Origin of the sequence: Janthinobacterium psychrotolerans (assembly GCF_001677885.1) — a bacterium.
GTDB lineage: Bacteria > Pseudomonadota > Gammaproteobacteria > Burkholderiales > Burkholderiaceae_D > Janthinobacterium > Janthinobacterium psychrotolerans.
The window spans coordinates 473,109-498,889 of sequence record NZ_LOCQ01000062.1; the positions used below are offsets into that span (position 1 = coordinate 473,109).

The 25,781-nt window shown below is 62.8% G+C and carries 19 protein-coding genes and 1 riboswitch; of the genes, 14 read left to right on the forward strand and 5 right to left on the reverse strand.

What is annotated here, in order from left to right; genetic code table 11:
- Nucleotides 1-161: 161 nt before the first annotated feature.
- Both ASR47_RS26130 and ASR47_RS26135 read left to right on the forward strand, forming a co-directional pair.
- Nucleotides 162-1,442, forward strand: a complete 1,281-nt coding sequence (locus tag ASR47_RS26130) for an arsenic transporter (protein ID WP_065310692.1) — start codon at nucleotides 162-164, stop codon at nucleotides 1,440-1,442.
- A 34-nt stretch (nucleotides 1,443-1,476) separates the two neighbouring features.
- Nucleotides 1,477-1,992 carry an arsinothricin resistance N-acetyltransferase ArsN1 family B gene (locus tag ASR47_RS26135; protein ID WP_281218470.1) on the forward strand — a complete coding sequence of 172 codons (516 nt, stop codon included), beginning with the start codon at nucleotides 1,477-1,479 and terminating at the stop codon, nucleotides 1,990-1,992.
- Here the strand turns inward: ASR47_RS26135 and ASR47_RS26140 are convergent.
- Nucleotides 1,963-2,901, reverse strand: coding sequence for a LysR family transcriptional regulator (locus ASR47_RS26140; protein ID WP_065310694.1), 939 nt, complete (start codon nucleotides 2,899-2,901; stop codon nucleotides 1,963-1,965). The genes ASR47_RS26135 and ASR47_RS26140 overlap by 30 nt on opposite strands.
- 147 nt (nucleotides 2,902-3,048) lie before the next feature.
- On the opposite strand from ASR47_RS26140, the gene ASR47_RS26145 reads away from it, so the two are divergent.
- The 7 genes from ASR47_RS26145 (at nucleotide 3,049) to ASR47_RS27275 (ending at nucleotide 18,139) form a co-directional block, all read left to right on the forward strand.
- Nucleotides 3,049-4,437 carry an amidohydrolase family protein gene (locus ASR47_RS26145; RefSeq protein ID WP_065310695.1) on the forward strand — a complete coding sequence of 463 codons (1,389 nt, stop codon included), beginning with the start codon at nucleotides 3,049-3,051 and terminating at the stop codon, nucleotides 4,435-4,437.
- Between the two features lie 110 nt (nucleotides 4,438-4,547).
- Nucleotides 4,548-7,160, forward strand: a complete 2,613-nt coding sequence (locus tag ASR47_RS26150; RefSeq protein WP_065310696.1) for a chemotaxis protein CheB — start codon at nucleotides 4,548-4,550, stop codon at nucleotides 7,158-7,160.
- Nucleotides 7,157-9,313, forward strand: a complete 2,157-nt coding sequence (locus ASR47_RS26155; protein ID WP_245714474.1) for a sensor histidine kinase — start codon at nucleotides 7,157-7,159, stop codon at nucleotides 9,311-9,313. The genes ASR47_RS26150 and ASR47_RS26155 overlap by 4 nt, the downstream gene beginning before the upstream one ends.
- A 68-nt stretch (nucleotides 9,314-9,381) precedes the next feature.
- A complete protein-coding gene (locus tag ASR47_RS26160; protein WP_425402764.1) occupies nucleotides 9,382-11,547 on the forward strand; it encodes a S46 family peptidase in 2,166 nt (721 codons plus the stop codon).
- Nucleotides 11,548-11,686: 139 nt separating this feature from the next.
- The gene (locus ASR47_RS26165; protein ID WP_245714475.1) at nucleotides 11,687-14,458 is read left to right on the forward strand and encodes a type VI secretion system Vgr family protein; all 2,772 of its coding nucleotides are present in this window, start codon (nucleotides 11,687-11,689) and stop codon (nucleotides 14,456-14,458) included.
- Between the two features lie 25 nt (nucleotides 14,459-14,483).
- Nucleotides 14,484-16,541: a phospholipase D-like domain-containing protein gene (locus ASR47_RS26170; protein ID WP_065310698.1), complete on the forward strand. Its 2,058-nt coding sequence runs from the start codon at nucleotides 14,484-14,486 to the stop codon at nucleotides 16,539-16,541.
- Nucleotides 16,542-16,543: 2 nt separating this feature from the next.
- Entirely contained in the window at nucleotides 16,544-18,139 is a 1,596-nt protein-coding gene (locus tag ASR47_RS27275) for a tetratricopeptide repeat protein (protein WP_150127969.1), read from the forward strand.
- A 43-nt stretch (nucleotides 18,140-18,182) separates the two neighbouring features.
- Here the strand turns inward: ASR47_RS27275 and ASR47_RS26180 are convergent, their stop codons facing one another.
- Both ASR47_RS26180 and ASR47_RS26185 read right to left on the reverse strand, forming a co-directional pair.
- On the reverse strand, nucleotides 18,183-18,629 hold the full coding sequence (locus tag ASR47_RS26180) for a hypothetical protein (RefSeq protein WP_065310700.1): 447 nt from the start codon (nucleotides 18,627-18,629) through the stop codon (nucleotides 18,183-18,185).
- Nucleotides 18,626-19,252 carry a TetR/AcrR family transcriptional regulator gene (locus ASR47_RS26185; RefSeq protein WP_065310701.1) on the reverse strand — a complete coding sequence of 209 codons (627 nt, stop codon included), beginning with the start codon at nucleotides 19,250-19,252 and terminating at the stop codon, nucleotides 18,626-18,628. Before ASR47_RS26185 ends, ASR47_RS26180 begins: the two co-directional genes overlap by 4 nt.
- A gap of 72 nt (nucleotides 19,253-19,324) precedes the next feature.
- Here ASR47_RS26185 and ASR47_RS26190 point away from each other — a divergent pair, with 72 nt between their 5' ends.
- The 3 genes from ASR47_RS26190 (at nucleotide 19,325) to ASR47_RS26200 (ending at nucleotide 21,118) form a co-directional block, all read left to right on the forward strand.
- Complete coding sequence (locus ASR47_RS26190) at nucleotides 19,325-19,843, forward strand: DUF2867 domain-containing protein (RefSeq protein WP_065310702.1); 519 nt, start codon at nucleotides 19,325-19,327, stop codon at nucleotides 19,841-19,843.
- Between the two features lie 133 nt (nucleotides 19,844-19,976).
- Nucleotides 19,977-20,588 (forward strand): nicotinamide riboside transporter PnuC, encoded by a 612-nt coding sequence (gene pnuC / locus ASR47_RS26195; protein WP_065310751.1) that lies wholly within the window; start codon nucleotides 19,977-19,979, stop codon nucleotides 20,586-20,588.
- 11 nt (nucleotides 20,589-20,599) lie between these two features.
- Nucleotides 20,600-21,118 carry an AAA family ATPase gene (locus ASR47_RS26200; protein ID WP_245714476.1) on the forward strand — a complete coding sequence of 173 codons (519 nt, stop codon included), beginning with the start codon at nucleotides 20,600-20,602 and terminating at the stop codon, nucleotides 21,116-21,118.
- On the opposite strand, the gene ASR47_RS26205 is transcribed toward ASR47_RS26200, so the two are convergent.
- Both ASR47_RS26205 and ASR47_RS26210 read right to left on the reverse strand, forming a co-directional pair.
- Nucleotides 21,115-23,265 carry a TonB-dependent siderophore receptor gene (locus ASR47_RS26205; protein WP_065310704.1) on the reverse strand — a complete coding sequence of 717 codons (2,151 nt, stop codon included), beginning with the start codon at nucleotides 23,263-23,265 and terminating at the stop codon, nucleotides 21,115-21,117. The two genes, ASR47_RS26200 and ASR47_RS26205, sit on opposite strands and share 4 nt — an antisense overlap.
- An 86-nt stretch (nucleotides 23,266-23,351) precedes the next feature.
- A riboswitch (TPP riboswitch) is annotated at nucleotides 23,352-23,449 on the reverse strand.
- 55 nt (nucleotides 23,450-23,504) lie between these two features.
- Complete coding sequence (locus tag ASR47_RS26210; RefSeq protein WP_065310705.1) at nucleotides 23,505-24,662, reverse strand: iron-containing alcohol dehydrogenase; 1,158 nt, start codon at nucleotides 24,660-24,662, stop codon at nucleotides 23,505-23,507.
- 143 nt (nucleotides 24,663-24,805) lie between these two features.
- On the opposite strand from ASR47_RS26210, the gene ASR47_RS26215 reads away from it, so the two are divergent.
- Together ASR47_RS26215 and ASR47_RS26220 are read left to right on the forward strand one after the other, a co-directional pair.
- Nucleotides 24,806-25,111 carry a ferritin family protein gene (locus tag ASR47_RS26215; RefSeq protein ID WP_065310706.1) on the forward strand — a complete coding sequence of 102 codons (306 nt, stop codon included), beginning with the start codon at nucleotides 24,806-24,808 and terminating at the stop codon, nucleotides 25,109-25,111.
- Nucleotides 25,112-25,195: 84 nt separating this feature from the next.
- Nucleotides 25,196-25,672 carry an Imm26 family immunity protein gene (locus ASR47_RS26220; RefSeq protein WP_065310707.1) on the forward strand — a complete coding sequence of 159 codons (477 nt, stop codon included), beginning with the start codon at nucleotides 25,196-25,198 and terminating at the stop codon, nucleotides 25,670-25,672.
- The last annotated feature ends 109 nt before the right edge of the window (nucleotides 25,673-25,781 follow it).

The following is a 25,781-nucleotide window of genomic DNA, read 5'->3' on the forward strand; positions in this document are numbered from 1 at the left end:
CGCCAGAGCTGCTGCGCGATTCTCGCATGCCAGGCAGGCTGTGAAATTAATTCGATATTATTTGAAATGTCGTAGTTTTCCGACTTATAATATTTCAATCATTATTGAAGCGTGGCGCGGGCCGAGGCCATTTTGGGCGCCATATTTTTCCAGGACCAGCCGTGCTGATTGCCTTTCTGATTTTTCTCGCCACCCTGATCCTGGTCATCTGGCAACCGCGCGGCCTCGGTATCGGCTGGAGCGCCGCCGCCGGCGCCATCGTCGCGCTGCTGGCCGGCGTGATCCATGTCGCCGATATTCCCGTGGTCTGGCATATCGTCTGGAACGCGACCGGCACCTTCGTGGCCGTGATCATTATCAGCCTGTTGCTGGACAAGGCCGGTTTCTTTGAATGGGCGGCGCTGCATGTCGCGCGCTGGGGCCGTGGCAGCGGCAAACGCCTGTTCGTGCTGCTGGTACTGCTGGGTGCAGCCGTGGCGGCCCTGTTCGCCAACGATGGCGCGGCGCTGATCCTGACACCGATCGTGATCGCCATGCTGCGGGCGCTGCGCTTTTCGGCCAGGGCCACGCTCGCATTCGTGATGGCGGCCGGCTTTATCGCCGACACGGCCAGCCTGCCACTGGTGGTGTCGAACCTGGTCAACATCGTCTCGGCGGACTATTTCAATATCGGGTTTGCGCGCTATGCCGCCGTGATGGCGCCGGTGAACCTGGTGGCCGTTGCCGCGACCCTGGGCGCCCTGATGTGGTTCTTCCGCAAGGACATCCCGGCGAACTACGACCTGGCCCAGCTCAAGGCGCCTGGCGAGGCGATCCACGACCGTGCCACATTCGTCACCGGCTGGTGGGTGCTGGGCTTGCTGCTGGTGGGCTTTTTCTGGCTGGAGAGCGTGGGCGTGCCGATCAGCGCTGTCGCCGCGGTGGGCGCGGCGCTGCTGCTGGCGGTGGCCGCGCACGGCCACCGGATTGCGACCCGCGACGTGCTGCGCAACGCGCCCTGGCAGGTGGTGGTGTTCTCGCTGGGCATGTACCTGGTCGTCTATGGCTTGCGCAATGCCGGCCTGACCGACTACCTGACCGGCGTGCTCAATACCTGCGCGACCTATGGCGTGTGGGGCGCCGCGCTGGGTACGGGCCTGATCACGGCGATCCTGTCGTCGATCATGAACAATATGCCCACCGTGCTGATCGGCGCATTGTCGATCGATGCCACCACCTCGCAAGGCGTGGTGCGCGAGGCGATGATTTACGCCAACATCATCGGCAGCGATCTGGGGCCGAAGATCACGCCGATCGGCAGCCTGGCCACCTTGCTGTGGCTGCACGTCCTGTCAGACAAGGGCATCCGGATTTCTTGGGGCTACTATTTCCGCGTCGGCATCGTCCTGACCTTGCCGGTGCTGTTGCTCACCCTGGCCGCACTGGCCGTGCGCCTGGCTTGATATCATGGCGGTGCAAATTGAAAAGGAGACTTGCTTGAAAATTCGCGATGCAAAAAGCACTGATGCCAAGGCAATCGTGGCGATGTACAACCACTTCATCGTCAACACCACCATCACGTTCGAGGAACAGGCCGTCACGGAGAGCGACATGGCGCAGCGTATCGCCGACGTGCAGGGCGGGGAGCTGCCCTGGCTGGTTGCCGAGCAGGATGGCGTGGTGCTTGGCTATGCCTACGCCACCAAATGGCGCGTGCGCCATGCCTACCGATTCTCGGTCGAGAGCACGGTGTACCTGGCGCCGCCGTTTGCCGGCAAGGGCATCGGCAGGCTGCTGTACACGGCCTTGCTCGGGCGCCTTCGCGAGCAGGGCTGCCATCTGGTCATCGGCGGCATCGCCCAGCCCAATGTCGCCAGCGTGGCCCTGCATGAAGCGCTGGGATTTCAGAAGGTGGCCGAGTTCAGGGAGGTCGGTTTCAAGTTCGGGCGCTGGGTCGATGTCGGGTACTGGCAGCTGATGCTGTCAGGCGCCATGCCCGGCGACGCTGCCTGACAGGACGGCATTTGCCCCGGCTTCGCTGAACAGCTCAGCAGTCCAGTCACTGAACGCCCGCATCGCCGGCGACAGGAAGCGCTGATGCGGGTAGAGCAGGGACACCGGCACCGGCGCCGGCCGCCTGTCGGCCAGCACCTCGATCAATGCGCCGCTGCGCATATGCTCGCTCACCAGGATCCCGGCCAGCTGCATCAAGCCGTGTCCGGCCAGGCCCAGCTTGATGTACAGCCCGGTCTCGTTGACCGCGGCCGTGCCAGGCAGCGGCACGGCGACATGGACGCCGTTGTCGATGAAATGCAGCTCGCCGCCGCGCCGCGCCGTGCCGGAAAAGTAATGGACCGCGCGGTGCCGCCGCACCTCGTCCAGGCTCTCCGGAACCCCATGTGCCGCCAGGTAGGACGGCGCCGCGCAGGTGATCCAGCGCAGCTCGCCCAGGCGGCGCGCCACCAGGGCCGAGTCGTCCAGGCTGCCGGTACGGATGACGCAATCGACGCCTTCCTGTATCAGGTCCACCTGGCGATCGTTGACGCCGATCATCAGATAGATGTCGGGATAGCGCTGCTGGAATTGCCACAACTGCGGCACGATCACGGCGTGGGCCAGGCCGCCGGGCATATCGACGCGCAGCCGTCCTTGCGGGCGCTGGCCTGAACCTTGCAGGCACGCTTCGGTGTCGGCGATCAGGTCGACGATGTCGCGGCAGCGGTGGAGGTAGCGCTCGCCTTCCGGGGTCAGGCCGAGCTTGCGGGTAGAGCGATTGAGCAGGCGCGTCTGCAGGTGCTTTTCCAGCCGCTTGATGATGGCGGTGACCGACGACGCGGGCATGCCCAGGATCTCGGCCGCGCGCACGAAACTGCCGCTGTCGACCACGCGAATAAATACCTGCATTGCCTGTACGCGATCCATGGCCAGTCCTTGTAGCGCTGATAGAAACGGCACTATAACCCGGTATTGTTCGGCTTTCCTGCATGGTGAAAACACCGGGCGCCACTTTTTCCGCGCCGCTGGCGTCGCTAGACTGCCTGTCTGCCATAGCCCACACAGGAATCCGCCATGCTTGAACCAGACCGTCAAATGTTGGCGCCGCTCGCGCCCGTCCCCCGCAAGATGCTGATCAAGGGCGCGACCATCATCAGCATGGATGGCGCCGTCGGCAATCTGCCCGGTGGCGATATCCTGATCGCCGATGGTGCCATTGCCGCCATCGGCCCGGACCTGCAAGATGACGGCGCCGAAGTGATCGATGCGGCAGGCATGATCGCCATTCCGGGCATGGTCGATACCCATCGCCATGCCTGGGAAGGCCAGCTGCGCCGCATCAACCCCAATGCCGCCACGCTCGAGGACTACTGCAACGCCACCCATTTTTCGTTTGCCAGATACTACCGGCCGCGCGACATCTACGTGGGCAACCTGCTCACAGCTTTGGGATGCATCGATGCCGGCATCACCACCGTGATCGACAATTCGCACAACAGCCGCACGGCGGCGCATTGCGACGCGGCGGTCGACGCGCTGCTCGATACCGGTATCCGCGCAGTGCACGCCGCTGGCGCGCCGGTGGCGGGCGATTGGGACCAGGCGCATTGGCCCGGCAGCCTGGCGCGCCTGCAGGCCCGGTATTTCAGCGACCCCGACAGCCTGGTGACGCTGGCCATGATGGCGCAGCTGGAACCGCAGCAGTGGGCCATTGCGCGGCAGCTGGGCATCCCCATCGTGACCGAGTTTTTCGGTGGCGCCATGGCAACCGAGCTGGAAAGCCTGCACCAGCGTGGCCTGCTGGGCAGCGACAATATCTTCAACCACTGCACCTGCCTGCCCGACGCCGGCTGGGCCATGTTGCGCGAGGCCGGCGTGCGCGTCAACGTGTGTCCGCGCTCGGACGCCCATTACGGTATCGAGGACGGCATGCACGCCTGGCAGGCGGCGCTGCACCACGGCATCCGCCCCGGCCTCAGTGTCGACAACGAGACCTCGTACAGCGGCGACATGTTCATGGAAATGCGCGTCGCGTTCTACCTGCAGCGGGCCTTGGCGCATGGCCAGCGTGTCCATGGCCATCGCCATGCGCCGCCGCCCACCGATGCGTGGCGCCTGCTGCAGGCGGCCACCATCGACGGCGCCGCGGTGGCGGGACTGGAGCGGCGCATCGGCAGCCTGGCGCCGGGCAAGCAGGCCGACCTGGTCTTGATACGCACCGGCGACCTTAACCTTTACCCGGTCAACAACGCCATCGGCACCGTGGTGCACGCGGCCGAGCGCAGCAATATCGATACCGTCGTCATAGGCGGGCGCGTGCGCAAGCGCGGCGGCGTGGTGCCGGGTGTCGACCAGGCAGCACTGCGCGCCGCCATCGACGAGTCCTGCACTCACCTGTACACCGCCGCCGGCTACCTGCCCGACCTGTTTGCCGCCTCGTTCGCGCCGATACACCAGCCGTAAGGCGTGTTGGAACAAGCAGCCCAGATTCAGCTTTTCAAGCACAGGCTGGGTGATAGAATGCAAGATTATTAATTGCCGGCCGTGGCATGCCGTGGCGGGTCTTGCAGACGATGACAACCAGCAAACGCAGTAAAGCCAGCCCCGATACGCCGCCTGTCGTCCCCGAAGTGCCACTGATCACTTTTCCCGTGGTGGCCATCGGTGCTTCGGCCGGCGGACTCGATCCCATCGTTGCCTTCCTGGGCCAGGTGCCGCAGGAAAGCGGCCTGGCCTATGTCGTGATCCAGCATCTCGACCCTACCCAAAAAGCCATGCTGCCCGAATTGCTGCAGCGCGCCACCAGCATCCCCGTCACCGAAATCACGCACCATGTGCCACTGCGCGCCAATCATATTTACGTGATCCCGTCGAATGCCGACCTGGGCGTCTCCAAAGGCCGCTTCGTGCTGCGCGAACCGCTGCAGCCGCGTGGCCACCGGCTGCCGATCGACATGTTTTTTCAAGAGCTGGCGTCCGAGCTCGGCGAGCTGGCCGTCGGCGTGGTGTTTTCCGGCATGGGCAGCGACGGCACGCGCGGCATGCAGGCCATCAAGCAGGCCGGCGGACTGACCCTGGCCCAGCATCCCGACACGGCCAAGTTCGACATGATGCCGCAAAGCGCGATCGCGGCCGAGGTGGTGGACCTGGTCGACTATCCGGAAAAGATGCCGGAAAAAATCATCAATTATCTGTTTCGCAGCAGCTTTCTGAGCCTGCCCGGGCGCGAGCCGAACGGGCGCAATTGCCTGCATGAGATCGTCAACCTGCTGTCCGAGCATACCGGCAACAGTTTTACCGACTACAAGATCAATACCGTGCTGCGGCGCATCGAGCGTCGCATGAGCTTGTATCAGATCCCCACGATGGAAGCGTACGTGCCGTATTTGCGCGACAATCCGGCGGAAATCGATTTATTATTCAAGGAATTGCTGATCGGCGTGACGAGTTTTTTCCGCGACCAGAAGGTGTGGGAATACCTGAAGATGGTGGCCCTGCCGCAATTGCTGGCCGCCAACCCTGATGGCCGTGCCTTCAAGGCCTGGATACCGGCCTGCTCGACCGGCGAAGAGGCCTATTCGCTGGCGATGGTGTTCCATGAAGTGGTGGCTGGCATCAATCCGCCGTCGAAGTACAGCCTGCAGATCTTTGCCACCGACCTGTCGGCCGACGCCATCGACCGCGCGCGCCAGGGACGGTTTTCAAAGAATATCGTCAGCGATGTGTCGGCCGAGCGCCTGCAGCGGTTTTTCGTGGCGGACAAGAACGACTATTGCATCAAGAAAGAGATCCGCAACATGATCATCTTTGCCCAGCAAAACATCATCTCCGATCCGCCGTTCACCAAGCTCGACATCCTGTGCTGCCGCAACCTGTTGATCTATCTGAACGCCAAGTTGCAGCAGCGTTTGATACCGCTGTTTCACTATGCGCTGAACCGCGACGGCCTGCTGTTACTGGGCAGTGCGGACACGCCTGGCCATTTTTCCGAGCTGTTTGTTCCCCTGATCACCTCGACCCGGCTGTATCGCCGCCTCGACAACCTGGCGCGCCAGCGCCTGCCGACGTATTTCCCGACCAAGGTGTCGTTGGCGTCCCCCCCTACCACCAGCGACACGAGAGAAGCCAGCATGCCCGGAAAGATACAAGCCCACGTGGAGCAATTGCTGCTCCAAAAATATTCGCCGGCGGCGGCCTTGCTGAACCAGGACGGCGACATCCTCTATATCAACGGCCGCACCGGCGTGTTCCTGGAGCCGGCGGCCGGCAAGGCCAACTGGAATATCCACGCCATGGCGCGCGAAGGCTTGCGCTATGAATTGCCGGGCCTGATCAAGCAGGCGCTGCAAACCGACGGGCTGGTGCGCCTGAAGGGGCTGGTGGTCAAGGATCATATGGGGCAGTCGGTGGGGGTGGACCTGACGGCCGAGGCGCTGAGCCAGCCCGAGTCGCTCAGCGGCATGGTCTTCATTACCTTTTCCAGCGTGCCGCTGGCGCCCGAAGCGCGCCGCAGCCGCTCGCCCAATCCCAAGGTGCTGGAACTGGAGCAGCAGCTGGCGCAGGCGCGCAATGAAATCCAGGCCGTGCGCGATGAAATGCAGACCTCGCGCGAGGAACTGAAATCGGCCAACGAGGAATTGCAGTCGACCAACGAAGAATTGCAATCGACCAACGAGGAACTGACCACCTCGAAGGAAGAGATGCAGTCGCTCAACGAAGAGCTGTATACGGTGAACGCCGAGCTGCAGTCCAAGGTGGACGATTTGTCGCTGGTCAACAGTGACATGAAGAACCTGCTCAACAGCACCGATATCGCCACCATCTTCCTCGACAGCGCCTTGCGTATCCGCCGCTTCACGGCGCCGGCCACGCAAATCTACAAGCTGATCCAGACCGACCTGCGCCGCCCGCTCAGCGATATCGTCAACGACCTCGATTACCCGGACCTGGAAACGGATGCGCTGGAAGTCATCCGCAGCCTGGTGTTTTCCGAGCGCCAGGTGCCGACCAAGACGGGGCGCTGGTACAACGTGCGCATCATGCCTTACCGCACCATCGAAAACGTCATCGACGGCGTGGTGGTAACCTTTATTAACATCACCGAATCGAAGCTGCTGGAAGCCCAGTTGCGCCAGATTCAGTCCGGTAGCGCCACCGGCCGGGAGCCCGGCGGGAGCGCATCGTGAGCAAGGCCGGCAAAGCCGGCAAGGCCGCCAGGGCCAACCATGGCGACCCGTTCAGCGTGCGCGTGCGCGAGCAGGCCGAGCAATTGGCGGCGCAAGCGCCACCGCTGCCGCTGTCGCTGTCGAACGAGGACATGCTGCGCCAGCTGCACGAGTTGCAGGTCAGCCAGATCGAGCTGCAGATGCAGAACGCCGCCCTGGCCGAGCTGGAGCAGTTGCGCAGCGAGTCCGAGAGCAGCCGCGACCGCTACGCCCGGCTTTACGAGGAGGCGCCCGCCAGCTATTTTTCGCTCAACCGTGATGGCGTGATCACGCGCGCCAACCTGGCGGCCAGCAACTTGCTGCAGCGCGACAAGCCACAGCTGCTGGCGCGGCGTTTCGAACAATTCATCGCACCCGAAGCGCAGGGCTGTTTCCGGCGCTTTCTCGAGGCGGTGTTTGACAGCGGCGCGCGCCAGGTGTTCGAGGCGCCGCTGTTCCAGCGCGACGGCCTGGTGCGTATCGAAGCGAACCTCGACGCGGGCAGCGCCAGCGTGCGCATGCTGGTGACCGACCTCGGCGACGAACTGGCGCGCGAGTCGGCGCTGCGCCGCGCCTTTGTGATTCTCGACACCATCCGCGAAGGCGTGATGGTGACCGACAGCGACAACCGCATTATCTCGGTCAATCCCGCGTTCACCACCATCACCGGCTACCTGGCCGAGGAAGCGATCGGCCGCGACCCGTCTTTTCTGGGCGCCGGCACCCACCAGCCGCAGTTTTACAAGGCCATGTGGGACAGCTTGCGCCGCGAAGGCGCCTGGTTTGGCGAACTGGTCAACCGGCGCAAGAATGGCGAGCGCTTTGTCGAGTCGCTGTCGATTACGCCGATGCGTGCCCCGGACGGCGCCACCACCCATTTTGTCGGCGTGTTTTCCGATATTACCGAACGCAAGGTGGCCGAAGCGTCGCTGCGCGAACTGCACCGCGAGCTCGACCAGCGCGTGATCGACCGCACCGCCGATCTGTTGCGCGCCAACCAGCATCTGCAGCAGGAAGTGCAGCAGCGCGAACTGGCGCAGCAGGCCTTGCGCGACGCCGAGCGTTTTTTCCATGCCACCATCGATTCGCTGTCGGACCGGGTACTGGTGCTGGACCAGGAAGGCGGCCTGGTGCATGCCAACCAGGCGTATCTGCAGTTTTCAGGGCACGCGCCCGGCGAATTGCCCTACCTGCAGTTTTGTGCAACCGACCCGCGCTGGCGGCGTGGCGCCGGGCATGAGCTGGCCGCCGGCATCGCCTCGGTGATCGCCGGCCAGGCCGACGCCTATGCGCTCGAATATGAATTTGCCACCGAGGCTGGCGCGCACTGGTCGCTGGCCAAGGTCAGCCGTTTTCGCGGCGAAGGCCCGCTGCGGGTGGTGGTGGCGCATACCGACATCACCGAACGCAAGCTGATGGACAGCGCGCTGCGCCAGTCGCATGCCCAGCTGCGCCAGCTGGCGCTGCACCTGGAAACGGTCAAGGAAGACGAGCGCAAGCGTATTTCGCGCGATATCCACGATGAACTGGGGCAAAACCTGCTGGCGCTGCGCATCGATATCTCCATGCTCAGCGCGCGCACGCAACACGCGCATCCGCGCCTGCACCGGCGGGTGGCCTCGGTGCTGGACAATATCGACACGACCATCAAGAGCGTGCGCGGCATCATGAACGAATTGCGGCCGATGGCGCTGGACCTGGGACTGCAGGCGGCCATCGAATGGCAGGTGGGTGATTTTCGCAAACGCAGCGGCATCGTTTGCCACTTGCAGATCGCCGACGAAGCGCTGTTTGCGGCCATCGGCAGCCAGGCCGAGATCGCGCTGTTTCGCATCGTGCAAGAAGCGCTGAGCAATGTCCTGCGCCATGCCCAGGCCAGTGTGGTCGAACTGGAATTCCATTGCGACGCGCGCGCCGTGTATGTCAGCATCAGCGACAACGGCGTCGGCATTACCGCTCAACAACAGCGCAAGAAGCAGTGCTTCGGCCTGATCGGCATTCGCGAACGGGTGCGCGCGCTCGACGGCCAGTTGGAGATCGGCGCCCCCGCCTCGGGTAGCGGTTGCCGTTTGTGGCTGCAAGTGCCGCTGCGCGTGCCGGCACCGGGCGCGCAGATGATACAAAAAGTACAGTGAAGTAATTTTTGCCGACTCATGCCCTCCAGACAGGCTATACTTTCGCCTGCTTTTTATGGAGGCCTACCTTGTTCAAGACTATCGTGTTACCAGTCGCCCTGATGGGCGCGTTCGCCGGCGTACAAGCCGACGAAGGGCAGTGGCAACCACACCAACTGCCACAGCTGAAAGCCGAACTCAAACGTGTCGGCATCGAGATCCCCGCTGAAAAGCTGGCCGACCTGAGCAAGCATCCGATGAGCGCCATCGTCTCGCTGGGCGGCTGTTCGGCCGCCTTCGTGTCGAACGCCGGCCTGGTAGTGACAAACCACCATTGCGCGTATGGCGCGGTGCAGCGCAACTCGACTCCCGAACATAATTACATCACCGACGGCTTCCTGGCCAAGACCCGCGCGGCCGAATTGCCGGGCGGGCCGAACAGCCTGGTGTATGTCACCGATAAGGTGGAAAACGTCAGCGACCGCGTCTTGACAGGCCTGACGGCGCAGATGAGCGGCCGTGCACGCCATGAAGCGGTGGAAAAACGCATCAAGGACCTGATCGCCGAATGCGAGACGGACAAGATGTACCGCTGCTCGGTGCCGGCCTTCCATCGCGGCCTCGAGTACTACCGCATCCGCCAGATGATGATACGCGACGTGCGCCTGGTGTACGCGCCGTCCGACAAGATCGGCAACTTCGGCGGCGACATCGACAATTACGAATGGCCGCGCCACACGGGCGACTACGCGTTCCTGCGCGCCTATGTGGGCAAGGACGGCCGTCCGGCCGATCCGTCGCCGGACAACGTGCCCTACCAGTCGAAGGACTTCCTGGTGGTGTCGGCCGAAGGCATCAGGAACGGCGACGGCATCCTGCTGGCCGGCTACCCCGGACGCACCAGCCGCTACAAGCTGCCATCGGAAATCCGCTATGCGCGCGACTCGGCCTTTCCGCTGAAAGTGGCCGAGCTGCAGGCCGACCTGGCCGTGATGGCCGACGCCACCAAGGGCGATGCCGCCGCCGAAGTGCGCTACGCCAGCGTGGTCAAAAGCATCAACAATGTGCTCAAGAAAACCCAGGGCCTGCTCGACGGTTTCGCGCGCAAGGACATCGCCGCCATCAAGGACGTGCAGGACGCCGAGTTCCGCGCCTGGTACGCGAAACAGCCGAACGTGTCGCCAACCCTGCTGGCCGAACTGGACGCGGCGATCGCCAGCGACATGGCCCTGAGCGACGAAGAGTTCGCCTGGTCGGTGGCCACCAATAGCGACCTGCTGAAAAGCGCGCGTTCGCTGTACCGCTACGCGCAGGAAGGCAAGAAGCCCGATGCCGAACGCGAATCGGGCTACCAGCAGCGCGACCTGGCCTTTATCAAGGCCCGCCTGGCGCGCCTGGAGCAGTCCTACGTGAACAAGGTCGACCAGGCGCGTTTCGAAGCGGGCCTGAAGCGCTATGCGGCCCTGGCCGCGAAGAGCCATCCGCAAGGCCTCGATGCGCTGCTGCCGGCGCCAGGCGCTGTTGCCGCGCTGTACCAGAAGACGCAGCTGGCCGACACCGCCAGGCGCCTGGCCTGGCTGGAAAAAGACCAGGCTGCCTTCGAGCAGTCCGACGACGCCTTCGTGCGGCTGGCCATCAAATTGCAGCCGGTGGCCGCCGCGCTGGAAGAGCGCCGCAAGGAAATCGACGGCAACCTCGAACGCGTGATTCCGCAGTATATGCAAGCGGTAATCGCCTGGAAACAGTCGCAAGGCAAGCCGGTCTACCCGGACGCCAACTCGACCCTGCGCGTGACGTACGGCACGGTTTCGCCATACTCGCCGCGCGACGGCCTGACCAAGGGGCCGTTTACCACCGTCGAAGGGATCGTTGAAAAAGTCACCGGCAAGGCGCCATTCCAGGCGCCGCAAGGCCTGCTCGACGCCGTCAAGGAAAAACGCTACGGCCAGTTCCGCGATCCGGTGCTGGGCACGGTGCCGGTCAACTTCCTGACCAGCGCCGACACCACCGGCGGCAACTCCGGCTCGGCGGTGATGAACAAGCGCGGCGAACTGATCGGCCTGAATTTCGATTCGACCTATGAATCGATCACCAAGGACTGGTACTTCGACACGGCCATCACGCGCGCGATCCACCTCGATATCCGCTATATGTTGTGGGTGATGAAGGAGGTCGACCATGCCGACAATCTGCTGGCGGAAATGACGATCAAGTATCCGAAGGCAGCGCAGTCCAATAAGGCAGCGAAGAAATAATCGTTACTCGCTGATCCGCAAGCCGCATCCGCCGTCCTGGCCGATGCGGCTTTTTTGCACTTGGGCAACTAGTTTGAGCTCCCTCAATATGCCGGCGCTTGCCATGGTTAGCATAAGCCAGGGCACGCAAGGAGGCAATATGGATGATGGCAAGCTGGCAGCCGATCTGGCGCGCCTTTTCGCAGCAGACAGGCGAGTCCAGGACAGCCGCTTGCTGCGCATGGATTTCCCGCACGGCGATGGTCCGCCCGATACCGCGCTGCTGGTCAACAGCCTGCGGGCACACGAGGCAATGTCACGCGACTTCCGTTTCGAGGTCGAACTGCTGTCCGACAATCTCCACGTTCCGCTGACAGCCATGATGGGACGCATGGTCACGATTTCCATGGTGCGCGATGACGCCAGCTTGCGCCATTTTAATGGCTATGTCGGCGAATTTCGCCTGTTGCGCAGCGACGGCGGTTTTGCGTTCTACCAGATGGTGCTGCAGCCCTGGCTGGCGTTTGCCCGGCTGCGCATGGACAATGTCTCGTTCCACGGACGTACCGTGGTCGACATCAGCGAAACGACCTTCGAGCATTATTTGCAGCGCGACTGGCAAAACCGCTTGCAGGAGGAAAAACCGGTTTTAACTTGTGCCAATCAGCATAATGAAACCGATTACAACCATCTGCACCGGCGCTGGGAAGACCAGGGACTCCATTATTGGTATGAACATCGCGCCGACGGTCATACGCTGTGCCTGGGCGACAATACCTGCCTGACCGACAGCATCGACCCGGGCGACGACCTTGCCGGTGAACCTGACGAGATGGTGTTTCGCAGCGGCGCGGGTTCGCTGGAGCGCGACGGCATACGCGATTGGCAGGCGATACGGAAAATCGCTTCGGGTTCGCTCACGCTGGCCAGCTTCAACTACAAGCATCCCCGTGCCAGCCGCGCCAGCGGCCATGCGCTGCGCCAGCAGGGCGATGTGTTTGCCCATGAACTGTATCAGTACACCGGCTATGGCTATGCCGATGTCGACGCCGGCGACGCGCTGGCGCAACGCCGCCTGGAGGAGCGCAACTGCCGGGCGCAATACTTCGACGCTGGCGGCAATCACCGCTGCGCCCAGGCCGGACGCAGTTTCACGCTGGGCGGCCACTTCAGCAGCCGGCAATCCGTGCCGGCCAGAGGTGAGGCGGCGCGCCCGGGCATCGGTTCGCGCGAATACCTGATCCTGTCGGTCGATCATGTCGCCAGCAACAATTACCAGGCGGGGACGGGGGCGAAGTCGCATTATGAAAACCGGTTCAGCTGCATCCGCAAAAGCATCCGCTGGTATCCGGGGCGGCACTTCAACAGCACGCCGTGTGCCTTGCCCGGCGTGCAGACCGCGATTGTCACCGGGCCGGCAGGCGAAACCATCCATACCGACGCGCTGGGCCGGGTGAAGGTGCAATTTCACTGGGACCGGCTGGGCAAGTTCGACGGGGGCAGTTCGCCATGGATCAGGGTCATGACGCCATGGGCCGGGCAGGCATTCGGCCAGATCGCGTTGCCGCGCATCGGCCAGGAGGTGCTGATCCAGTTTTTGGACGGCAATATCGACCGTCCCGTCATCGTCGGCGCGGTGTACAACGGCAACCATGCGCCGCCGTGGCAGTTGCCGGGGCAACGCATGTTGGGCGGCTGGCGTAGCGCCGAGCTGATGCCTGACGGCGGCCACGGCGTGCGCGGCAACCAGCTGGTGTTTGATGACACGCACCAGCGCATCCAGGCGCAACTGAAAAGCGATCATCAGCACAGCCAATTGTCGCTCGGCTGCATCAGCCGCATCGAAGACGCCAGCGGGCGCAAGGATGGTCGTGGCGAAGGCTGGGAACTGGCGTCGGACGCCTGGGGCGTGGCGCGCGCCGGCCGCGGCATGTTGCTGACCACCGAAGCGCGCCCTGGCGCCGCCTCGCATATCAAGAGCATGGATGAAACCCTGCGCCGGCTGGCCGAGGCTGCCGAGCGGCACAAGGCGCTGGCCGCCCTGGCGCAGCATTACGGCGCGCAAGAAAGTGCTGCCCAGCAGGGCGCCGCCGCCGATGAACTGAAAGCCCAGCATGCCGCGATCAAGGGCGCCGGCGCTGGCGAAGGCGTGTTTCCCGAGTTGGCGGCGCCGCATCTGGTGCTGGCCAGCCCGGCCGGCATCGAAACGACGAGTGCGCAATCGACGCATATCGCCAGCGCAGAACACACCGCGCTGACGGCGGGGCGCGACCTGTCGATGGCGGCCGGCGGCGGCCTGTTCGCCAGCATCGGCGCGGCGCTGCGCCTGTTCGTCCACAAGGCCGGCATGAAGCTGATCGCCGCAGCAGGTCCGGTGCAGATCGCGGCACAAACCGATGCGGTCGAAATTGTCGCCAACAAGGTGCTGGAGTTGATCAGCCAGGCCGACTGGGTGAATATTCGCGGCCGCAAGGGCGTGCGCCTGCATGGCGCCGATTGCATGCTTGAAATTGGCGACAAGGTCCAGTTTTTTACGTCGTCGCCGACACTGTTTCATGGCAACCTGGAAACGCTGGCGCCCAAAAACCGGCCGCAACCGGAACCGGAACCGCCCGTCGCGCCGGTAGCGGGGCAATTGCAGCATACGATACAGGCCCACGCCGATGGCGGCCAGTACGCGCTGGTGCCTTATACGCTGTACAACGGAGACGCCGAAGTCGAGCAAGGCCTGACCGATGAATTCGGCCGCATCCTGATCGCGCATCAGGACGGCACGCCGCGCTACCGTGTGGTCCTTGGCAATGGCGAGGAGTTTTCATTGCATGCCAGCGCGTGCTTCGATGCCGGCGCGGCGCCGGACGGCGAACAGAAGCTGTCGAACCGTGGTTTGCGCGCGCTCGACGCTACCGGCGACGGCCGCTTGTGGCGATGATCATCTTCCAATGACTGGAGTAAGCATGGCCGATACAAGCAGGCGCATCGAGACCACCCACATCGACGAGGTCGGCCGCACTGCGGCCAGTTCGCTCCAGTGGCTGCTGGAAAACCGCAACCTGAAAGGCAATGCCACTCATCCGATTACGCATAACAACAAGCTGACGCTGTTCATTTGCGGACAGGAAGCCTTCGCCGACATCGCCGCCGAGATCGCCAGGGCTAAAGATTCCATCGACCTGTGCTGCTGGGGTTTCGACCCGGGCATGGAGCTGGTGCGCGGCAACAGCGCCACCTGGCCGCGTGGCGAAACTTTTGGCGACTTGCTGATCGACGCCACCACGCGGCGTCACCTGAGGGTGCGCCTGTTGATATGGCATGACCGGATCGGCTCGCCGATGGTGCACAATATGCCGGGCCATTCGCACGGCACCTCGCCGTGGAAAAACAGTAGCCAACGCGCTGACGATATCAGCGCAAAAGGCAGCCTGGCGATGTTGCAGGACGCGGTCGCCACGAGAGCGATGATCAGCGGCGGTTACAGGGGCGACAGGATCCCGCCTGAGGATATTCCGATGCTGGCGCGTGAAGAATATTGCTACAGCTGGTATGGGGCCGCGTTCAAGGGCTTGTTTGGAAATCTGGAGATACGCTTGCGGCACGGCGACAGCCATGCGATAGGCAAGAGTATCGCGACCGAAACAAGCCAGCCGCACGGCCTGACGATGGGGGAAATTGAAAAGCCTGGCATGAGCTACTTGGGCACCCATCACCAGAAGACGATCCTGATCGATTTCTCCCACGAAAAGGGATCCAAGGCCGTCGGCTATGTAATGGGCCTGAACTCGGTGACTGATTATTGGGACACGACTGCCCATCTGCTCGACGATACGCGGCGCGAACAGGGCGGTCCCCACGAGCGGCGTGAGTGTTTGCAAGGAATGGCGGCGGACGGCGGCTTTGCCACGCTCAAGCCCTATCAGGATTATGCCTGCCGCATCGACGGCGGCAAGGCGCTCATCGCGCTCTATAACAATTTTGTGAAGGCATGGGATCGCGCGATTGACGACCGTACACATCAGGCCGCCGAGGAATGCGTGAGTTGGTATTCGTCATGTAAAAACCCGCCGGCCCAGCTGTTGCGCAAGGCCGGGCCGGATGACTCCACCGTGCAGATCGTCCTGACGCAGCCCGAGGAGCAGGACAAGACCATCAAGGAAACCTACTTTCGCGCGGTGACCCAGGCCAGCCTGGCGGCCGGCTACCTGTATGTGGAAAACCAGTATTTCCAATATGAGGATTGGGCGCGGCATTTGCTGGCCGAGCGCAAGAAGGTGGTCGCCGCCTGGAACGCCGGCAGCGTCAAGGCGGGCAAGAGCCTTGAAGATATGCCGATCATGCACGTGTTCATCGTCATCCCGGTGCCGGAGCGGGCGCAGATGGTGCCGCGCACCTACGACACGCTGGCGGCCCTGGGGCAGCACGACGGCATGACGGGACAAAACAAGATGATCGATGACTACAACAAGCTGCCGAAAACCCGGCATGTCAGAGGCGGATTCGGCATCACCAACGAGGTTGAAGTCAAGTTGCCCGACGTGGTGCGGCACTCCAACGGCATCAACAAGCCTGGCGCGATGACGCTCGAAAGCGAATTCGGGCTGAAGGTCTCGGTGGCCATGCTCAATGTCAGCGCGTTCGACACCGACCGCTGGCGCTACCGCGAAATCTACATCCATTCCAAATTGATGCTGGTTGACGACGTGTTCATGACCTTGGGCAGCGCCAACCTGAACCAGCGCAGCATGGCCGTCGACAGCGAAATCAATATCGCCACCGTCGACTACCGCGTGGCCGCGGATTTGCGCAAGCGGGTGTGGCGCATGCATAGCGGGGGACTGGTCGATGGAGGGGGCGGGACGAAGTCGGAGATTGCGTCGGCGTTCGGGAAGTGGAGAGAGTTAATGGGAGCAAATCAAAAGAAAAAATTCGGTAAATCCGGAAATTCAGTTTTAAAGAAAATGACCGGTTTCCTGCTGCCATTGGAAGACAAACGTAGCTCCACCATACGCCTGGGTTGATCATGAGTAAAAAAAATACCGCCTTTTTTCGCCTGCCATTTCTTGCATTGGCAGCTCTTCTCTTTGTTCCTTTGATTGCCTGCAAAATGCCTAACGACAAAGTCCTGCCACGCAACCAAAGTTTGCCGCTCTTCAATCCACACGTATCCGACTTTATTTGTGAAATCGAGTCGAGCAAAGTGCCTCTGATCGATGCGCAAGCCGAGGATTGGTTCCTCGAAGCACGCGCCTTGGAAGATCCTGAAATTTTCGTGGAAGATCGCGACTATAAAAAAATTGTCGATCTGACACATAGGGCCGCGGAGCGATTGCACTGGAAAGCGATGCTCAACCTGGCCAGCCTGTATGTGGAAGGGCGCGATCCTTTATATGGTGAGGAGGAAGCGGTGCAACTGGTGGAAAAGGCGATGCTGCTCGGCATACCGGCCGCATATGATCGGATGGGAACGTATTATGCGAATGGGACGGGCGTCAACGGCGACATCACTCGTGCTTATGCCTTCTGGCAAAAGGCAGCACAGATGGGTAATCCGCAGGCATTGGGGTTCTTGGGCGAGAAATTGACGGCTGGAGAGGATCATCCAAGTATTGATATGTGGGACAATTTTCCTATAGCGACCAAAATGCTGGAATGCGCTGTTTCCCAAGGATATGGTCCATCCGCATATGATTTATATTATTTATATGCTGTAGTAAGAACTCCTGACGGTACATCTGATGGGGAAACAACTGCTGAAACCAAAGAACGCTCTTTGCAAATATTGCATGTCGGAGTAAGCCTGGGTTGCGAGAAGTGTGCAAACAAACTTCAGATTGAATTCGGAGATCCATTTGATCTTGCAAACATGGTAGTTCCGTATATTGATAAAGCGCGGGCAGAACGTTATGGCGTACTAAGTCGTGCCCTCGGCTTCAACCCCAATCGCCGCTTCCCAAATCTCGATAAAATCCTGCCATTGCCGCCGGCCGATCTGCCACCGTGGGATGGTCAACGAAAGAGCCTGCTCGACGCCGCCATGGGCGTCCGCCCGCCGCCAGCCATCCCGAAGCCAGGCACAGCCTCGCTTTCAAAAGAGCCGTATTTCCTGGCCGCCGACTACGCGCTGCGTCCCACCGGCTTGCACTGCGATGCGCCGAGCGCGCCATTTTCCGCGTACTGGCAACCTGTCCAAGGACAGGGCTTGACGGCGCCGGCCCGGCTATTTCACAAAGGCGAAGAGTTCCGCCATTTCAGTATGATCGATGCCGATGGCAGGAGCCGCTATGGCGGCGTGACGTGGGAGCATTGCCTGACGATACGGCACAACCATGGCGCCGTGGAACCGCGCGCGGCGCGCGGCTTGCTGCGCGAGGTGGCGCGCCCCGAGCCTTTGTTGCGCTGCGCTTGCGGCCAAGCCTGTCCGGTCAGCGGCGTCTGGCAACCATGGGTAGCGGCCGACCATCCGCTGCAGGCCATCGTCAATCAGTACTGGCGCCAGGCCTGGCTGACCGAGGGCGCGCCGTTCCCGCAGCCGCGCCGCGACTGGCTGCTCGATTTGCCAGATGGCGACGTGGCCTGGCATTTGATGGAGATGTCCCTAGCTGATCCTGGCAGCTGAGCTCAAGCGCATCCGCCTTCGGGCCGATGCGGTTTTTTACGTCTCAATACACCACCAGCGTGCCATCGGCTACCAGGCCGCAAGGCCAGTGACCTTGCCGGTAAAGATCGAGCGCGGCCAGCCAGAAGCCTTCGCGCTGCGCCAGCATTTCAAGGCTGGCCATGCGCACGCAGTACAGCGCCGCGCCGATGGCCGCTGGCGTGAAGTCATGCGCCCCCTTGCTGATCAGCCGGTCCGGCACGCAGCGCAAGGAATGCAGCGCCAGCTTGTAGTTCGCCATCACTGCCTGCAGGTAAGGAGTGCCGGCCTGTTTCAGCAGCGTCGGCAAGGCGTCGCCATGCACCGGGTCGGGTTGGCCGCGCGACGTGGGCAGCCAGTCCATGCTGGCACTGTCCCAGGCATGCAGGCTGGGCAGGGCCAACTGTCCCGGCTGTGCTTGAAACGTGCCGGCTGCGCGAAACCAGCTGATGTTATCGAGCGCCTCCATCATGCCGCGTGTTCCTGCCGCAGCAAGGCTTCCACCGGCAGCTGGAAAAAGCGCGGCACCAGCGCCGGCGACAGCTCGTTGCCGCCATCGATCATCTCCAGCCGTCCGCTCAGCAGCAGCATCACGTAGCCGTGGCCCAGCGACCAGCCGGCGCTGGCGGCGGCGCGCTCCCAGCGCATGTCGAGGCCGGCCTCGCGCACGGCGGCGCCGGCCGTTTGCAGCACGTAGGCAAAGCAGGTGTGCGCCGCTGCCAGCAGCACGGGAAACTGGCGGATATCCTGGTGCTCGAACATGAGGCGGTAATGGGCCGGTGCGGCCAGGGCGAATTCGATATATTGCTGCCCGAGCAACTGAAAGCGTTCGGCCGAGGGCAGGCTGCCCTCCGGCGGCAGTTGCGCATCCCATTTGCTGCGCAGCGCATCGAAGCCGGCGGCGGCCACTTCGGCCAGCAGCGCTTCCTTGCTGGCAAAGTGGCGGTACACGGCGGCGATCGACACGCCGGCCGCGCGCGCCAGTTCGCGCAGCGACACATTGGCGTCGTTCTGGCGCGCCAGCTGGGCGATGGTGGCGGCGATCAGGGTCTCGCGCAGGTTACCGTGATGATAGCTATTGCTGGTTGAATTCATAAGTTATCACTGTTTACATTGCGTGGATTATGTGTATGATAGTTATGTTATCACTGTACACATGAGGCCGCTATGCAAGCAATCACATTCAAGGCGCGCAAGGCAGGCTTGCCGCCACAAGCGGCGATCGCGCCGCTGTACCAGGGCAGCGACCTGGCCGACGCCTATGTCGTCGCCTTGCCCAACGCGCAGGCGGCCAGCATGGACATGGAAAGCCTGGCCAATGCGCTGTTTGGCAGCCAGCCGGGCTGGGCGCAAAAGCTGATGGTGCTGCGCGACGCCATCGTGGCCCGCTTCGGCATCAAGACGGCGACCGAGCTGACCCAGGGCGGCGGCGGGCGGGTCGGCATCTTTCGCATCTATGCCGTCACGGCCGATGAAATTATTGTCGGCGAGGATGACAGCCACCTGGACTTTCGCCTGTCGATGCTGCGCAGCCCGCATGATGGCGCGCATGGCAGCCTGACCCTGGCCAGCGCCGTGCATTGCCATAACTGGCTGGGCCGCGCCTACATCATGGTGATACGGCCGTTCCACAAGCTGATCGTGCGCCATACGCTGAGCCGGGCCGCCAGGCGCGGCTTTAGCTGAGCGCCGGATAAGTCGGATGAGTCGGATAAGGCGGCCGCCAGGGCCGGGCAATCTTGCTTATTCAGGTGCGCTATTGCATACTGCGCCACCTGCCTTTGCCCGTGCCTTCCTCCCGGCCGCCCTGTCCACGCTCATGAACGATACGCTACTCCTGCTGGGTTTTGCCACCACGCCGCTCGAACTGGTTTCCTTTGTACTGGCCCTGATCACTGTCGCACTCAATATCCGCCAGAACCACTGGGCCTGGCTGTTTGCGATCATCTCGTCGGCCGCCTACGGGTTTGTGTTTTTCGAGTCGCGCCTGTATGGCGACATGGGCTTGCAGCTGCTGTTTATCGCCATATCAAGCTGGGGCTGGTATCACTGGCTGCATCCGAAAAGCGGCGTGCCGGTCTTGCCCGTCACCTGGCTCACGCCGCGCGGCTGGCTCGGTAGCGCCGCAGGCTGGCTGATCGGCTTTCTGCTGATTTCCTGGCTGCTGAGCTCGACCGACACCGACGTGCCGCATGCCGACGGTTTCCTGACGGCCGGCAGCCTGCTGGGCCAGCTGCTGCTGTCGCGCAAGAAGATCGAGAACTGGATCGTCTGGATCGTGGTCGATATCCTGTACGTCGGCTTGTACATCTACAAGAACCTGACCTTGACGGCCATCCTGTACGCGGTGTTCGTGGTAATGGCGACGATCGGCCTGCTGGCCTGGAGAAAAGCCGCGCCGGCCGCACCTGACGCGATGGTTCTCAAGTGAAGGCGCCGCTGTTGCGCGTTGCCATCCTGGGCGCCGAATCGTCGGGAAAATCGACCCTGGCGGCCGCGCTTGCCGAACGCCTGGGCACGGTATGGGTGCCCGAATATTTGCGTGAATTTGTCGAAACGCACGGCAGGGTGCCGGTGGCGCAGGATCAGTTCCTGATTGCCAGCACCCAGGTCGCGCGCGAACGCGAGGCCGGTGCATCGGCGCATGGCGTACTGATTTGCGATACCACACCCTTGATGACGGTGCTGTACAGCCGCCATTATTTTGGCGGCGAAGACGCGCCGCTGGCGGCGCTGGCCGCCAGCACGCAGTATGACCTGACCCTGGTGACGGCGCCCGATACGCCATGGGTGGCGGACGGCCTGCAGCGCGAGTCCGAAGCCGTGCGCCAGCTGATCTACCGGCAGTTGCTCGATGAGCTGGCCGCGCGCCGCATCCCCCATCACATCCTGCAAGGCAGCTTGCAGCAGCGGCTGGCGCACACCATGCCGCTGCTCGAAGCGCTGCCGGCCAGCGTTTAAAAGTCGAACTGGGCCGACACTTTCACGGTGCGGCTGGCGCCCGGGAACAGGTAGCCGTCGGACTCCGGCGTGACGTCGCGCCAGTAGAACTTGTCGAACACATTGTTGACGGTGGCGCGCAGCACGGCCTGCTTGCCGGCCAGGCGCATGACGTAAGCGGCACCCAGGTTGGCCACATGGTACGCAGGCACGAAGGTGTTGTTGTTGAACTCGAACGCCTTTTTGCCCGCATATTCCCAGCTGCCGTTCACCGACAGGCCGGCCACCTGCGGCACGCGGTAGTCGAGGTTGACGGCGCTCTTGAAGGCCGGCACGTTCGGCACGCGCTTGCCGTCCAGCGACGCTTCGCCGGTGCTTGACTGCTGGCTGTTCAGGGCCGTGACCGAGACGCCGATATGGAGGTCGCGGCTGGCCTTGCCTTGCGCCGACAGTTCCAGGCCGCGGTGCTGGGCCTGGCCGGCGCGCACGAAGACGTTATTGGCGTTCTGGAACTCCAGGCCCTTGCGGATCTGGAACAGGCTGGCGGCGACCATCAGCTCGGGCGTGATGTCGGCTTTCACGCCGATCTCGATTTGCTTCGAGCGGCTTGGCGACAATTCCTGGTTCGCATTGGCCGCCTTGCGGTCGGCCGTGCCGCCGTGCTCCATGCCCTGCGAGTAGGCGCCGTAGACGGCCACGTTGTCGACCGGGTTGTACACCAGCGCGACGTTGGGCAGCAGGAAGTCATGTTTGGCGCGCACTTCGGCCACGCTCGGGTCGGCTTTCAGCACATATTGAAATCCATCGACGTCGATATGGCGCAGGCCCGCATGCAGCTTCCAGTTCGGCGACAGGGCCACGATGTCCTGCACGAAGACGGAGTTTTCCTTGTCGTTGCGCGTCTCGCGCACCGGCCCCTGCACGCCGTTCGAGATCGGCACGATGACGGGGTGGTAGATATTGCTGGTGCCGGCGTAGTCGTACACATAGCGCCCGGCGTGGTCCTTGCGGTGGAAGGTGGCCACGCCCGCCGTCAATTCATGGCGCAGGCTGCCGGTGGCGAACTTGCCCTGGATCATGGCTTGCGCGCTCAGCGGCTTCTTGGTTTCGCCCAGGCTGCGGTAGTCATACACGTCGTAGTCGCCATTGCCGCAAAAGCCGGGAAACAGATCCTGCGCGCTGCAGCCATATGGAAACGCGGTGTAGTCGTCGCGCTTGAACGAGTGCTGGTTGGCGCTGATGGTGGCGTGCCAGTTGTCGTCGAAGGCGTACTGGAAGCGCAGGCCCAGGTTGCTGGTGATGGTGTCGACCGGGCGCGTCCAGGGCTGCAGGTTGAGCAGGGTATCGGCGCTGACGCCGGCCGGCAGGGTGGTATTGTTCAGCAACTGGAAACCGGGCGCGGTGATCTGCGATTTGTCCTGGTAATCAAGATCGAGTTGCAGCAGGGCCTGCGGCGAAATCTGCCAGTCGAAGGCGCCCGAGATGAATTTGCGGTTGCCGTCGGCGCCCTTGACATACGAGCGCAGGCGCTCGGCCGCCACGTTGATGCGGTAGCCGAAACGGGTGTCGTCCAGCCGCCCGCCCAGGTCGATGGCGCCATACAGGGTGCCGCGCTCGCGCGCTTCGACGGTGACCGTGCGCAAGGCAGTAGCGGTGGGGCGCTTGACGATAAAGTCGATCACGCCGCCCGGTGCCGCCATGCCGGCTTGCAGCCCTGCCAGGCCTTTCAATACTTCGATGCGTTCCTTGTTTTCCAGCGGAATTTGCGTGTCGCCGGGAATCGCGATGCCGTCCTTGCGGTAGCTGGAATTGTTGTCGAGCTTGAAGCCGCGGATCGAGAACTGCTCGGCATAGCCAACCGCGTTGTAGGCGTCGTTGATGCTGGCGTCGAGGCGCACGGCGTCGCTGGTATTGCGGATCTGCAGGTCCTGCATGGTTTGCTGCGAAATGACGGTGACGGCGGCCGGCGTTTGCAGCAGCGGCGCGTCGCTGAAGCCGCCGACCGAGGCGCGCTGGGCGGCTGGCGCCTTGCTGGCGGTAACGATCACTTCGGCCATGCTCGATGGGGTATCGACGGCATCGGCGGTGTCAAAGGCAAAGGCTGGCGATGCAAATGCTTGTGCGATGGACAGGGTCAGGATGGAGACAGACAGATTCGGTGTGGACATGATTGCTCGTGGTTCAAGCCGCTTCATCGGGAGGAGAACGGCAGGCTGCTTGTTCGGCTGGCGCCAACGCAGGAGCTATCAAAGGAGGGAGGTACTTTGCGCTTTCCTTCGCTGGCATTATCCAGATCAGGTACGAAGGGTATCTCTCACCCGGATGACTGCTCCAGGACCCCTAGCGAATTGATAGCTTAACATGAACCGCCGCCCGCTGTCTGCCAGGCTGGCGCTTTTACAACAGTCTACAGACTCAGTTCCAGCACCTTGCGGCTGACGGCCAGCGTCACTTCGCCCTGCTCGCCAAGCGCCGTCATGCCGTGCGTTTCCAGCGCGGCGATCACCGCCTCGACGCTGGCGTGGTCCAGGCCGTAGTCGGCCAGGCGCGTCTTGAGGCCCATATGGCGGAAGAAATACTCGGTGCGCGCGATCGCCGTTTCGATGCGGCCGTCCTCGTCGCCACCGTCCAGGCCCCACACGCGGGCCGCGTATTGCAGCAGCTTGGCGCGCTTGGCCTGCTTGCGCACGCGCAGCATGCTGGGCAGGATCACGGCCAGGGTCTGTGCATGGTCGAGTTCATACAGGGCCGTCAGCTCATGGCCGATGGCGTGCGTGGACCAGTCCTGCGGCACGCCCACGCCGATCAGGCCGTTCAGGGCCAGGGTGGCGCACCACATCACGTTGGCGCGCACGTCGTAGTCGTCCGGGTGCGACAGCGCCTTCGGACCTTCTTCGATCAGCGTCAGCAGGATGCCTTCGGCAAAGCGGTCCTGCACCGAGGCGTTGACGGAGGCGGTCAAATACTGTTCCATCACGTGGGCAAAGGCGTCGACCACGCCGTTGCCGACCTGGCGCAGCGGCAAGGTAAACGTTTTCGACGGGTCGAGCACGGAAAATTTCGGATACACCTTGCGGCTCATGAACGAGCGTTTTTCCTGGGTCGCCTTGCGCGTGATGACGGCCGAGCCGTTCATTTCGGAACCGGTGGCGGGCAGGGTCAATACGGTGCCGAAGGGCAGGGCGTCGTCGATGATCTTGCCGCCTTTTTCCAGGATGTCCCACGCTTCGCCGTCGCGCACGGCGGCGGCGGCGATGAACTTGGTGCCGTCGACCACCGAACCGCCGCCCACGCCAAGCAGGAAATCGATGCCTTCGCTTTTCACCAGCGCCACGGCCTGCATCAGGGTTTCATAACTTGGGTTCGGTTCGATACCGGCGAACTCCAGCACCGTGTGGCCGGCCAGCGCGGCGCGCACTTCATCGTAGACGCCGTTCTGCTTGATGCTGCCGCCGCCATAGGTCATCAGCACTTTGGCCTGCGGCGGTATCAGCTTGGCGATGGCGGCGATCTGGCCCTGGCCGAACAGGATCTGGGTGGGATTGTAGAAGTCGAAATTGATCATGGCTCTCCTGATGCTGATGAGGTTCGAGGCCTGATTATGGACGATGATGACCGCACGCGTGTTTGCCGCTTGAGATTTTCACGCGTGCGGTGGAAAATGCAGCGCATACCGAGGCATCTCGCCTGCGCACACAAAGGAAAAGCATGTCGCATCTACCCCTGGAAGAATCCGGCTTGCCGGCCACCGCGCTGGACATGCACCGCGCCATCGGCGCGCTGGTCGCCGCGCTGCAGGCGCTGGACGTCAACAGCCAGCGTTTCGAAGCCTGCACCGACCCCGAACTGCGCCGCGTGCTGGCGCATGCGGGCGACACCAGCCGGCGCGAAGCGGCCATGCTGTTCGAATGGATGCGCCGGCGCGACGCTCGGCTGGACAAGGAAATGAAGGAAGCGCTGTTCAAGGCGGGACCGATCGTGGCGCAATTTCATTACGACGAGACAGTCAAGTAGGCCTGTCTCGCTGCGTACCATGCGCCGTGCAAGCGGTGGCTCGCGTAGACTGCGTCCCGAATACGATTTTGGGAGTGTATATTGATGAAGTCTTTACCATACCGCGAAGGCAGCTGGTTTGCCGTGCCCTTGCAGGGTGGAGGGCATGCGGTCGGGGTGGTGGCGCGCAGGGCGCCAGCCGGCCGCATCATGCTGGCCTATATGTTCGGTCCGAAACGCGACGCGCTGCCGTCGCTGGCCGAACTGGAAACCCTGCGGCCGGAACAGGCCGTACGCCGCCTGCGCACGGGCGACATGGCATTGCTGAACGAACGCTGGACCATGCTGGGCGACAGCGAACACTGGCAGCGCGACGCATGGCCGATGCCGTCGTTTATCCGCCGCAATGAATCCTTGCAGCGCGCCTGGCGCGCCACGTATGCCGATGCCGACCCCGCCAAGCTGGACCGCGAAGAATCCGTGCCTTTCGATACACCGGGGCTGGAAAGCGATTCGCTGTATGGCTATGGCGCGACGGAGCTGTTGATGAGCAAGTTGCTGGTCACGCCGCCGGCAAACTGATCTGGAACGCCAGGCCGCCACCGGCGCGGTTGCGCACCTGCAGTTCGGCGCCGTGGCGCAGCAGCACGCGCTCGACGATGGCCAGGGCTAAACTAGCGTTCACCTTGCC

Bases quoted from the DNA above. Each gene is read 5' to 3' on its own strand.
- ASR47_RS26205 (WP_065310704.1), bottom strand. From the start codon at position 23,265: ATGTCCACACCGAATCTGTCTGTCTCCATCCTGACCCTGTCCATCGCA.
- ASR47_RS26165 (WP_245714475.1), top strand. From the start codon at position 11,687: ATGGATGATGGCAAGCTGGCAGCCGATCTGGCGCGCCTTTTCGCAGCA.
- ASR47_RS26215 (WP_065310706.1), top strand. From the start codon at position 24,806: ATGTCGCATCTACCCCTGGAAGAATCCGGCTTGCCGGCCACCGCGCTG.
- ASR47_RS26145 (WP_065310695.1), top strand. From the start codon at position 3,049: ATGCTTGAACCAGACCGTCAAATGTTGGCGCCGCTCGCGCCCGTCCCC.
- ASR47_RS26180 (WP_065310700.1), bottom strand. From the start codon at position 18,629: ATGATGGAGGCGCTCGATAACATCAGCTGGTTTCGCGCAGCCGGCACG.
- ASR47_RS27275 (WP_150127969.1), top strand. From the start codon at position 16,544: ATGAGTAAAAAAAATACCGCCTTTTTTCGCCTGCCATTTCTTGCATTG.
- pnuC (WP_065310751.1), top strand. From the start codon at position 19,977: ATGAACGATACGCTACTCCTGCTGGGTTTTGCCACCACGCCGCTCGAA.
- ASR47_RS26140 (WP_065310694.1), bottom strand. From the start codon at position 2,901: ATGGATCGCGTACAGGCAATGCAGGTATTTATTCGCGTGGTCGACAGC.
- ASR47_RS26170 (WP_065310698.1), top strand. From the start codon at position 14,484: ATGGCCGATACAAGCAGGCGCATCGAGACCACCCACATCGACGAGGTC.
- ASR47_RS26220 (WP_065310707.1), top strand. From the start codon at position 25,196: ATGAAGTCTTTACCATACCGCGAAGGCAGCTGGTTTGCCGTGCCCTTG.
- ASR47_RS26190 (WP_065310702.1), top strand. From the start codon at position 19,325: ATGCAAGCAATCACATTCAAGGCGCGCAAGGCAGGCTTGCCGCCACAA.
- ASR47_RS26150 (WP_065310696.1), top strand. From the start codon at position 4,548: ATGACAACCAGCAAACGCAGTAAAGCCAGCCCCGATACGCCGCCTGTC.
- ASR47_RS26210 (WP_065310705.1), bottom strand. From the start codon at position 24,662: ATGATCAATTTCGACTTCTACAATCCCACCCAGATCCTGTTCGGCCAG.
- ASR47_RS26185 (WP_065310701.1), bottom strand. From the start codon at position 19,252: ATGAATTCAACCAGCAATAGCTATCATCACGGTAACCTGCGCGAGACC.